This is a genomic window from Acinetobacter sp. FB, assembly GCF_056033405.1.
This window is the reverse complement of record NZ_CM148502.1, coordinates 799022-811016: the sequence shown is the minus strand read 5'-3', so window position 1 is coordinate 811016 and position 11995 is coordinate 799022. Positions and strand designations below refer to the sequence as shown.

9 protein-coding genes are annotated in these 11995 nt (G+C 40.0%); 2 read left to right on the top strand and 7 right to left on the bottom strand.

Going from position 1 to position 11995, the window contains the following annotated elements:
• The first annotated feature begins 278 nt into the window (after positions 1 to 278).
• Both AC0JIQ_RS03865 and AC0JIQ_RS03860 read left to right on the top strand, forming a co-directional pair.
• Positions 279 to 923 (top strand): YqiJ family protein, encoded by a 645-nt coding sequence (locus tag AC0JIQ_RS03865; protein WP_474202688.1) that lies wholly within the window; start codon positions 279 to 281, stop codon positions 921 to 923.
• A 30-nt stretch (positions 924 to 953) separates the two neighbouring features.
• Positions 954 to 2660: a flotillin family protein gene (locus tag AC0JIQ_RS03860; protein ID WP_474202687.1), complete on the top strand. Its 1707-nt coding sequence runs from the start codon at positions 954 to 956 to the stop codon at positions 2658 to 2660.
• Positions 2661 to 2739: 79 nt separating this feature from the next.
• On the opposite strand, the gene AC0JIQ_RS03855 is transcribed toward AC0JIQ_RS03860, so the two are convergent.
• From AC0JIQ_RS03855 to AC0JIQ_RS03825, 7 genes are all read right to left on the bottom strand, one after another.
• Complete coding sequence (locus AC0JIQ_RS03855; protein ID WP_474202686.1) at positions 2740 to 2979, bottom strand: hypothetical protein; 240 nt, start codon at positions 2977 to 2979, stop codon at positions 2740 to 2742.
• Between the two features lie 254 nt (positions 2980 to 3233).
• On the bottom strand, positions 3234 to 3860 hold the full coding sequence (locus tag AC0JIQ_RS03850; RefSeq protein WP_474202685.1) for an esterase/lipase family protein: 627 nt from the start codon (positions 3858 to 3860) through the stop codon (positions 3234 to 3236).
• A 279-nt stretch (positions 3861 to 4139) separates the two neighbouring features.
• Complete coding sequence (gene sucD, locus AC0JIQ_RS03845) at positions 4140 to 5030, bottom strand: succinate--CoA ligase subunit alpha (protein ID WP_474202684.1); 891 nt, start codon at positions 5028 to 5030, stop codon at positions 4140 to 4142.
• Between the two features lie 12 nt (positions 5031 to 5042).
• Positions 5043 to 6209, bottom strand: a complete 1167-nt coding sequence (sucC, locus tag AC0JIQ_RS03840; protein ID WP_004664440.1) for an ADP-forming succinate--CoA ligase subunit beta — start codon at positions 6207 to 6209, stop codon at positions 5043 to 5045.
• A gap of 136 nt (positions 6210 to 6345) precedes the next feature.
• Positions 6346 to 7779 (bottom strand): dihydrolipoyl dehydrogenase, encoded by a 1434-nt coding sequence (lpdA, locus tag AC0JIQ_RS03835; RefSeq protein WP_046739361.1) that lies wholly within the window; start codon positions 7777 to 7779, stop codon positions 6346 to 6348.
• 97 nt (positions 7780 to 7876) lie between these two features.
• Positions 7877 to 9070, bottom strand: a complete 1194-nt coding sequence (gene odhB / locus AC0JIQ_RS03830) for a 2-oxoglutarate dehydrogenase complex dihydrolipoyllysine-residue succinyltransferase (protein WP_346510643.1) — start codon at positions 9068 to 9070, stop codon at positions 7877 to 7879.
• Positions 9070 to 11910 (bottom strand): 2-oxoglutarate dehydrogenase E1 component, encoded by a 2841-nt coding sequence (locus AC0JIQ_RS03825; RefSeq protein WP_474202683.1) that lies wholly within the window; start codon positions 11908 to 11910, stop codon positions 9070 to 9072. The genes odhB and AC0JIQ_RS03825 overlap by 1 nt, the downstream gene beginning before the upstream one ends.
• Between the last annotated feature and the right edge of the window lie 85 nt (positions 11911 to 11995).

The following is an 11995-nucleotide window of genomic DNA, read 5'->3' as shown; positions in this document are numbered from 1 at the left end:
TAGTTTACATGAATACCTATGAACTCTGTCAGGTTTTTTTGTACTATAGCCAAGTAGATTAGTAAACACTAATCTCATGACATTTCTCCTTTCAACCGAAACTGTTTCTGCAGATTCGTTGTTCAACGCAATGACTACCCCAATCATTGCGTTTTTTTTGTCTTTAATAATATTAATGATTTGGGTTGAAATTAAATCAAGTTACATTTAATCTTATAAATGATTTATTTTTATAAAAATTTTATTAATTATCTCTAAAAGAAATAAGAGTAATACAAATGATATGGGATTTATTAACACATCCATCAAACATTGTTTTTAGTATTTCATTAATGCTATGCCTATTTATAGGTGCTCTAGAATTAATTTTATTATTATTTGGCGGTAGTAGTAGTTTCATTGATCAATTTTTACCAGACAGTCTAGTTGATGTTGATCATGCAGATATTTCTATTGAACATACTGATGGTATTTTTACTCAGCTTTTAGAATGGCTTTATTTAGGAAAAGTTCCTCTTCTCATTTGGTTAATTATCTTTTTAACGGTCTACTCACTCACAGGTCTCATTATTCAGGATATTTTTTTCCATTTAACCGAGCATTATTTATCTGCTTGGATTATTGCTCCTATGTGTTTATTTTTATGTATGCCACTAGTGAGAACAACTGCAGCATTGATCAGTAAAATTATTCCAAAAGATGAAACCACAGCCATTCATAGTGATGAGCTGATTGGTCGTACAGCACAAATTATTTTAGGACAAGCCAAACAAAACTCCCCTGCTCAAGCTAAGGTAAAAGATCAATTTGGTCAAACCCATTATGTCTTGGTTGAACCTGAGTTAGATATTATTTTTTATCAAGGGCAAGATGTGATTTTAACCCAAAGAACAAAAATTGGATTCCAAGCAATTAACGCTTAATTTGTATATTAATTTAATGAGGGATTTTAAATGTTGAGTTCAGCATTGACTGAAATTTTAATCATCACAGGTATTATTTTTGCAGCACTCATTTTTATCGGCGTCGTGATTGCTCGCCTATATACCCGTTCCAGCAAAGAAGTGTCCTTTGTACGAACAGGTTTTGGAGGTGAAAAAGTTATTCTGAACGGAGGAGCAATTGTCCTCCCTGTTTTACATGAAATTATTCCTGTGAATATGAATACTTTGCGCCTCGAAGTTAAACGTGCAGCAGATCAAGCACTGATCACTCGTGATCGTATGCGCGTCGATGTCATGGCTGAATTCTATGTTCGAGTCAAACCTACTGGTGAATCAATTGCAACGGCAGCCCAAACATTAGGTCGAAAAACCATGTCGCCTCAAGAATTGAAAGACTTGGTAGAAGGTAAATTTGTTGACTCTTTACGTGCTGTTGCTGCTGAGATGGCAATGGAAGAACTACATGAAAAACGTGTGGACTTTGTACAGAAAGTTCAGCAAGTCGTTTCTGAAGATTTATCTAAAAATGGTTTAGAACTTGAAACAGTGTCATTGACTGGTTTAGACCAGACCAGTTTTAAATTCTTTAATCCACAAAATGCCTTTGATGCAGAAGGTTTAACCAAACTAACTGAAACTATTGAAGATCGTCGTAAAAAACGTAACGATATTGAACAAGATGCGGACTTAGCAATTCGTGCTAAAAACTTGGAAGCTGAACGTGCTCGTTTGGAAATTTCTCGTGAAGAGGAATATGCCAAGCTGCAACAAGAGCGTGAAATTTCAATTCGTAAAGCAGAACAAACTGCTGAAATCGCATCACAAGAAGCAGGTAAAAAACGTGAAGCTGAAGAAGCTCGTATCGCTGCGGAACGTGAAGTGGAGCTTAAACGTATTGCCTCTGCCCGTGATGTTGAGAATGAAAATATCCAAAAGGCACAATTGATTCAAAAGGCGCAGGTTGAACAGAAAAAAACCATTGAGTTGGCTGAACAAGATCGTGCCATTGCCATTGCGGAAAAATCTCGTGCTGAATCAGAAGCCAAAGCCCAAGCCGACAAAGCCCGAGCTGAAGCGGTGAAAGCAGAGGAAGAAGTTGTGACTGTTCGTGAAACTCAACGTGCGGAACGTCAAAAAGCAGTCGAGCTGGTTGCAGCTAAACAAACGGCAGAGAAAGAAGCCATTGCGATTACCGTTGCTGCCGATGCAGGTAAAAAAGCCGCTGCTGATGAAGCGGAAGCTGTCCGTATTGCTGCTGAAGCAGATGCTGAAAAAATTCGCTTAAAAGCGAAAGGTGAAGCCGATGCTAAAATATTGCTTGCCCAAGCGTTGGAAAAACAATATCAAGTTGATGCGGAAGGTGCGCGTGCAGTGAATGAAGCCGCCAATACTCTTTCTGCTGAGCAAGTAGAAATGCAAGTTCGTTTAGCGTTGCTTAAACATTTACCTGAGATCATTCGAGAAAGTGTTAAACCAATGGAAAATATTGATGACATCAAGATTTTACAGGTCAATGGTTTAAGTAATTTCGCAGGTGGTTCTGTGTCAGGTGAAACAATAGAAAGTAGTCAAACTTCTTTGTCTGACCAAGTGGTGAATAGCGCCCTACGCTATCGTTCACAAGCACCGCTCATTGATAGTTTAATGAATGAACTTGGCTTACAAGGTGGTGATATCAATGGTTTGACCCAAGGGTTAAAACCAAAAGCAGACTAAATATTGTTGATCTATAAAGAGTCTTAGTAATAAGGCTCTTTTTTTCATCTAAAAAATATAAATAGATAAATAGTGGAGCTTAAGCATCATTTAAAAAAATTAAGATTTTTTTCAATTCTAAAATTACCTTATCTTCATCATACATGTACACACCGCCTCCACACACATATGAAGCTAAAATTAGAATCATATTATTTATCAACTCTTCCTCTGACTTCAAATCATCAAGAAAAACTTCTATTCTTTGTGCATTCTTAATAGATATATCTTTTTTATCTATAAACTGCTTAATACTATAAATTAATTTTTCTTTAATCATTTATCTTAGCCTTAGACTAATTAGCTCATCGTTCTATTACTGTTAATCGGTGTGATGAAACGAAATGAATTAAGAATTGACTCAATCCAAACCAACAAAGCAGTCATAAAAACACTTTTATCAATAATTTCATTATCAAATGCTAGCTCAATACAATAAAGGAGTGCACAAAAGTCTTCACTGCAATACAAAATAGTTGAATAAAGCAAAATAATTAGTCGTTGTTGTAGTACATGAGATTTCAGGCTCTTAGATTAAGGAATTTGATTTGAAAACTGAGCATGGGTATCTTTGCAATTAATGCGTTGAATAATGATTTGTGCAACTTGTTTACTAGATGGAAGTAGGCTATGGATAATAGGTAACTTGACTTGATCTGTAAGCCAATCGGCACTTACTTCAGATAACGAGACAATTCCATCGTTAAATTCTGTTCTGAATGGGCTCAGTTTTCCTGAAAGTCCTTTAATACCAGCAATGCCTGTGGTTGAATGTTCAGTACACGGTATAGCTGCCATTCGCTCTATCGAACTAAGCAGATGACCACAGTCACGTGTGACTGAGCGAAACAGGAAGTTCCTGTTGAAACGCTGAGCAAGTTGTGAGGCTTGGATTGGAGAACCAAGCAGAAAGATGTGTTTGGGCTGGTTTGTTCCTGCTGGGAGCGAACTTAAAGCAGAGCGGATTAGCACTCCCCCAAGGGAATGACCTATGAGCACATAATCTCCCTTTGCTGCGATTTCTTCAATCCATCTAGTCAAGCGAACTTGAATTTCAGAAAACGATTGTAAGCTTACAGAATAGCCGAAGCACCTAGTTGTAATGCCAGCCTTTTTAATATGGCGAAGCATTGGCCAACCAGATAAAGGCGAGCGCCCCATTCCATGTACGAATAATGCTTGCATAGCGCTTTAAGACCTAACAAACGTTATACGGCAAATTGCCATATAACTTTCCAAAAATTAGATATATAACTTCCATTAATTTATTGTTAGCATTGAAACTTATCTTATAAAGTACGAATACAAAATAACCATGTCAAGTATTTTATCATGGGTATTCTTTCATAAATTAAATGTAAATTTGGTAGATGGTATTCCCACAATAAAAAAACCCCAACGTTTCCATTGGGGTTTTTTAAAAGATTAAAATCTAACGTATTACGCTAAACCTTTCTCTTTTAAAACTTGCAACATAGTAGAACCAAGCTCAGCTGGGCTACGCGTGTAAGCCATTCCCGCACGTTCGAAGGCAGCGAATTTCTCTTCAGCAGTACCTTGACCACCAGAAATAATCGCACCAGCATGACCCATACGCTTACCTTTAGGTGCAGTTACACCAGCGATGTAACCAACAACAGGCTTAGTCACGTTAGATTTGATGAATTCAGCAGCTTCTTCTTCCGCTGTACCACCGATCTCACCGATCATGATGATAGCATCAGTATCTGGATCATCTTGGAACAATTGTAGCGCTTCCATTTGGTTCATACCTGGGATTGGGTCACCACCGATACCGATACAAGTCGACTGACCTAAACCAAGCTTAGTTGTTTGAGCAACAGCTTCATAAGTCAATGTACCTGAACGTGAAATAATGCCAATACGACCTGGTTGGTGGATGTGGCCAGGCATAATCCCAATCTTACATTCACCCGGAGTGATCACGCCTGGGCAGTTAGGACCAACTAAACGAGTACCGTTACCGTTAGTTTCTAAGTAGCGTTTCGCTTTAAGCATGTCGATGGTTGGAACACCTTCAGTGATCACAACGATTAAACCAACACCTGAATCAACCGCTTCAACGATTGAGTCTAAAACGAATGGTGCTGGTACATAAATTACGGATGCATCCGCATTTGTTTCACGTACCGCTTCTTTCATCGTGTTGAATACAGGTAGTTCAAGATGAGTTGTACCACCCTTACCCGGAGTAACACCACCAACAACTTTTGTACCGTATTCTAAAGCTTGTGCAGAGTGGAAAGTACCGTTTTTACCAGTAAAACCTTGTACCAATACTTTAGTGTCTTTATTAATTAATACGCTCATGATTGATACTCCTTACGCTTTCACTGCAGCTACAACTTTTTCTGCGGCATCAGATAAACCATTCGCAGAAATTAATTTCAAACCAGATTCATCAAGTAATTTAGCACCTAACTCAGCATTGTTACCTTCTAAACGAACAACAACTGGTACAGTGACATTTACTTCTTGAACCGCTGCAATAATTGCTTCAGCAATCATGTCACAACGTACGATACCACCGAAGATATTGATTAAAACACCTTGTACAGACGTATCAGCAAGGATGATTTTAAATGCTTCGATTACTCGCTCTTTCGTTGCACCGCCACCAACATCAAGGAAGTTTGCAGGCTGACCACCATAAAGTTTGATGATGTCCATCGTTGCCATTGCAAGACCAGCACCATTCACCATACAACCGATGTTACCTTCTAAAGCAACATAGTTAAGATCAAATTCAGATGCTTTTAATTCACGCTCATTCTCTTGAGATTTATCACGTAAAGCAGCAACTTCTGGTAAACGATATAATGCATTTGAGTCAATGCCTACTTTTGCATCAACACACAAAATTTCACCATTTTCACGTACTGAAAGTGGGTTAATTTCAAATAAAGCAAAATCATTTTCTACAAATGCTTGATATGCAGCTGTCATGATTTTAACAAATTGACCAACTTGTTTATCTTTTAATGCTAATTTAAATGCAACTTCACGTGCTTGGAATGGTTGTAAGCCAACAAGTGGATCGACTTCAACTTTAATAATTTTTTCAGGCGTTTCTTCTGCAACTTTCTCGATTTCTACACCACCTTCGGTAGAAGCCATGAAAGTAATCCGACGGCTAGAACGGTCTACAACCGCACCCAAATAAAGCTCACGCTCAACTGGATATACATCTTCAGCAACAATAATACTATTTACTGGTTGGCCATTTGCATCTGTTTGATACGTTACAAGACGCGTACCAATAATATTGTTTGCAAATTCGATAACATCTTCTTTTGATTTCGCAACTTTTACACCGCCAGCCTTACCACGACCACCAGCATGAACTTGTGCTTTCATTACAGCAAATTTACCACCAAGCTGTTCAAACGCAGCAACGGCTTCATCTGCATTTGTTGCCAATATACCTTCCTGTACTGGCATACCATATTTTTTCAATAATGCTTTAGCTTGATATTCATGTAAGTTCATTCAGTTACCTACTATGTAGTTTATTGTCATACAGTCTAGATATATTATAAATTATAGACTGTTACAAGTTGAGTAAATGATTGTTTTTATTTCAACCATCATTAATTAAAAAGTGTGGCGAACCACACTTATTTTGTTATTTACGTTTACGTTGAATCGCGTGGATGGCACGACCATCAACAGCAAGCGCGGCTTCATGTACAACTTCTGAGAAAGTTGGATGACCAAAAGTCATTAATTGTAGGTCTTCAATTGAAGATACAAATTCAAGTGCGATCATACCTTGATGTACGATATCAGATGCATTTGGACCCACAACGTGCATACCTAATAAACGATCAGTTTTTGCATCAGCAACGAACTTTACAAAACCAGCAGTATCACCAGCAGCCAACGCACGACCATTCACCGCAAACGGGAATTGACCTGCTTTAACTTCGTGACCTTTTTCAGCAGCTTGTTCTTCAGTTAAACCAACCCAAGCAGCTTCTGGATGTGTATAAATAACGCTGATGATTGTGTCATAGTTCACTTGAGCAGCATGACCGTGTATACGTTCAACTGCCATTACGCCCTCTTCCATTGCTTTATGCGCAAGCATTGGACCGCGTACCAAGTCACCAATCGCGTAAACACCTTCAACAGATGTTTGGCACTGATCATTCACATCAACCAAACCACGTTCAGTCAATTTAATGCCAGAATCTTCTGCCAATAAACCTTCTGCATATGCCTTACGACCTACACACACGATTAACTTGTCAAAAACTTGTTCTTTGTCTTCGCCAGCTTGGTTATATTTTACCGTTACTTCGCGACCATTGGTTTCAGCACCAGAAACTTTTGCACCGATACGGATATCTAAACCTTGTTTTTTCAAGATTTTTTGATATTCCTTTGCCAATGCTTTGTCTGCCATTGGTAAGAAAGCATCTAATGCTTCAAACACAACAACTTCTGAACCAAGACGACGCCATACAGAACCAAGTTCTAAACCAATAACACCAGCACCAATCACACCAAGACGTTTAGGAACTTCTGGGAATTTTAATGCACCAGTAGAATCAACAATTAAGTCTTCATCAACTGGAGCTACTGGAATATTTACAGGTACAGAACCAGTCGCAAGAATGACATATTTAGGTTCTAAAACTTGTGCTTCACCTTCAAACGGTGTGAATTCTACTTTTTTACCTGCGAGTAATTTACCAGTACCTTGTAACCACTCGATACCGTTACCTTTCAGTAATTGAGCAACACCACCGGTCAATTGATCAACAACTTTGTCTTTACGTGCCAACAAAGTATCTAAATCAAATTTAACTTCGCCAGTCGTGATACCGTGTTCAGCAAGCTCATGAATTGTTGCTTCATAACGGTGAGAAGAGTCAAGTAATGCTTTAGAAGGGATACAACCCACGTTTAAACATGTACCACCCAAAGATGGCTTACCGTTGTGAATACGTTTTTCGATACAAGCGACTTTGAAACCAAGTTGAGCTGCACGAATCGCTGCTTCATAACCACCAGGTCCACCGCCAATAACAACAAGATCAAACTGTTGAGACATTTTTATCTCCAATTAATCTCCCTGAATCCCCTTCTTGAAAAGGGCGGGACTCCCCTCTTTAGTAAAGAGGGGTTAGGGGAGATTTATAATTAATGTATTAAAGATCAAGAATGAGTTTAGCTGGTTCTTCTAACAATTCTTTAATTGTTACCAAGAAACCTACTGCTTCTTTACCATCGATTAAACGGTGGTCATAAGAAAGCGCTAAGTACATCATTGGCAAGATTTCAACTTGACCATTTACCGCCATAGGACGTTCTTGGATTTTATGCATACCCAAGATTGCTGTTTGTGGCTGGTTTAAAATAGGTGTTGAAAGCAATGAACCGAAAGTACCGCCGTTCGTGATCGTGAACGTACCACCAGTCATTTCTTCGATCGATAATTTGCCTTCACGTGCTTTACCAGCATATGCAGCAATTCCACCTTCAACTTCAGCGTAGTTCATACGATCAGTATCACGAAGGATTGGCACAACTAAACCACGGTCAGAAGAAACAGCTACACCGATGTCATAGAAACCGTGATATACGATATCGTCTCCATCGATAGAAGCGTTTACAGCTGGGTAGCGTTTTAACGCTTCAGTTGCCGCTTTAACGAAGAAAGACATAAAGCCTAAACGTGCACCATGACGTTTTTCGAAAGCATCTTTATATTGCTTACGCATTTCCATGATTGGCTTCATGTTAACTTCGTTGAACGTTGTTAACATTGCAGTTTGTTGTGTCGCAGCCAATAAACGCTCAGCAACACGCTTACGTAAACGTGTCATCGGAACACGTTTCTCGATACGCTCGCCTACAGCAACGCTTAATGGTTGAACTGATGCAGCAGGTTTAGCTTGATGGCTCGCAACATCTTCTTTAGTGATGCGACCACCACGGCCTGTACCTTGAACGTCAGCAGCATTGATACCAGTTTCAGATAATGCTTTACGAACTGCAGGTGCTTGGTTTTGATCAACTGCTTGAGTTGATGCAGCTGCTGGCGCAGATGCAACTGGAGCAGCCGCGGCTGGTGCAGCAGCTTCAGGAGCAGCGGCAGCAACAGCACCAGCTTCGAATTGAGCAATCACTTCGTCAGAAAGAACTGTATCGCCTTCACCTTTGATGATTGCAACTAAGCTACCATCAGCTGGAGCAACCACTTCTAAAACAACTTTATCGGTTTCAATGTCACAGATCACTTCATCACGTGATACAGGTTCACCTACTTTCTTGTGCCAAGTTGCGATCGTACCGTCAGCAACTGACTCTGGAAATACCGGTGCTTTAATTTCGGTTGCCATTATTTAGAATCTCCTGATTGTTCAACTTCAATCGCGAGTGCGTCATTGATAAGCTGAGCTTGTTGTTTTGCATGCAAGTATGGCGAGCCACAAGCAGGTGCGGCAGATGCGTCACGACCAGCATAGCTAATACGAATTTGTTTACCTGATTTAAGAACGTCTTCATATAAACGAGGAACGATAAATAACCAAGCACCTTGGTTCTTCGGCTCTTCTTGTGCCCAAACAAGTTCTTGAATGTTTGGATACTGAGCCATAACCTCAGCTAAGCGTTGTCCTGGGTATGGATACAATTGTTCGATACGAACAATCGCAATATGGTTTAGACCAAGCTCACGACGTTTTTCGAGTAAATCGTAATAAACCTTACCACCACAAAGAACTAAACGAGTCACATCAGCTTTATTGATTTGATCAACTTCATCAATCACAGTTTGGAATGAACCGTTTGCTAATTCATCTAAAGTTGAAGTCGCAAGTTTATGACGGAGTAATGATTTTGGTGACATTACGATCATTGGTTTACGAATCGGACGAACCGCTTGACGACGCAACGCATGGAAAATCTGCGCTGGTGTTGTTGGTGTCATCACTTGCATATTGTCTTCAGCACAAAGCTGTAAGAAACGTTCTAATCGCGCAGATGAATGCTCTGGACCTTGGCCTTCATAACCGTGTGGTAACAACATTGTTAGGCCACACACACGCTCCCACTTGGTTTCACCCGAAGCTATAAATTGGTCAATAACAACTTGCGCACAGTTTGCGAAGTCACCAAATTGTGCTTCCCAAACGATTAAGCTTTTTGGCAATGTCGTTGAATAGCCATATTCAAATGCAAGCACTGCTTCTTCTGACAACAAAGAGTCATAGACTGCAGTACGTGGCTGATTTTCTTTGATATGACAAAGTGGAATATAAACCGAACCATCGACTTGGTTATGTAATTTGGCATGACGGTGCGAGAATGTACCACGCCCCACATCTTCACCCGTGATACGCACAAGGAAGCCATCGTCAAGCAAAGATGCATAAGCTAAAGTTTCTGCTGCACCCCAATTAAGTGGCATTTCACCTGTTTGCATCTTCACGCGATCTTCGATCACTTTCTGAACTTGACGTTGTAATACAAAACCTTCAGGTAATGTATTCATTTTCAAACCAAGTTCTTTTAGACGATCGATGCTAAAAGTTGTATCCCAAATATCTGTGTATTCGTGACCTAAATATGGCGACCAATCTACAAACATTTTTTTGTTTGGTTCACGAACTAAAGCATTGGCAACATGATTACCTGCTTCTAAGTCAGAGCGATAACCTTCAACCATGGCATCAGCACTTGCACGATCAAGCACTTTTTCTTGAACTAATTGATCAGCATACAACGTACGTGTTGTTGCTTTCTTGTTGATCACTTGATACATCAATGGTTGAGTTGCAGATGGTTCATCCGCTTCGTTATGACCACGGCGACGGTAGCAGAACAAGTCTAAGATGACATCTTTACGGAAAGTATGACGGAAATCATGTGCAAGCTGAGTTACGAAAATCACAGCTTCAGGATCATCACCATTCACATGGAAAATCGGCGCCTGAATCATCTTCGCAACGTCAGTACAATACTCTGTAGAACGTGTATCACGCGGATCAGAAGTTGTGAAGCCCACTTGGTTATTGATCACGATGTGAACGGTACCACCCACTGTGTAACCACGTGTTTGTGACATTTGGAAGGTTTCTTGGTTTACACCTTGACCCGCAAATGCAGCATCACCATGTACAATCACTGGAAGAACGTCATCGCCGCCAATATCTTTACGACGAACTTGACGTGCACGAACCGAACCTTCAACTACAGGGCCAACGATCTCTAAGTGGGATGGGTTAAACGCCAATGCTAAGTGAACTTCGCCACCCGGAGTCATTACGTTTGAAGAGAAACCTTGGTGATACTTAACGTCACCAGAACCTTTTTTATGTAGGCTCTTACCTTCAAATTCACCAAAAAGATCCGCTGGGTTTTTACCCATGATGTTCACAAGAAGGTTGAGACGACCACGGTGTGGCATACCAATCACAACTTCTTTACAACCGACGCTGCCTGCACGTTGAATGATTTCATTCATCATTGGAATAAAAGACTCACCGCCTTCTACACCAAAACGTTTCGCACCAACGAATTTATTACCAAGATATTTCTCTAAGCCTTCCGCAGCGGTTAAACGCTCAAGAAAACCTTTTTTCTGATCATTGGTGTAATTGAATTTACCGCGAGCACCTTCCAAACGTTGTTGAATCCAACGCTTTTCTTTAGTATCAACGATATGCATGTATTCTGCACCGATTGAAGAGCAGTAAATTGCTTCCATGGACTCAACCATTTCAGACAATGTCGCTTCTGCTTTACCAATCGCGAGGTTACCTGTATTAAATACAGTATCTAAATCAGATTTGGTTAAACCATGTGCAGATAAATCAAGATCTGGAACTTCTTCGCGTTTCGCAAGGCCTAATGGATCAAGTTTGGCTTTTTGATGACCACGGTTACGATAAGCAGCGATAAGTTGTAATACACCAATTTGACGACGCTCATGTTCTGTACTTACAGTGCTTTGTACAACAGGTTGAACTCGGTTTGAATTACGACCCAAAAGGAGGAATTGCTCGCGCACACTGCCGTGTGGTTGATCACCTTTAGGGTATTTATCGAAATATTCACGCCAATCCTCTGACACTGAGGTTGGAGAAGTTAGGTACTGTTCGTAAAGCTCTTCAATATACGCTGCACTATCAGCGGAAAGTTCAGTGTCAAGACGCAGTGCGTCAGCAACTTCTTGCATTTTTGGACCCATTTCCTATTGCAAAAAATAATACAGGTTGCCTTTTAAGCACACCCATGATTCATAGTATCAAATTGGTAACATG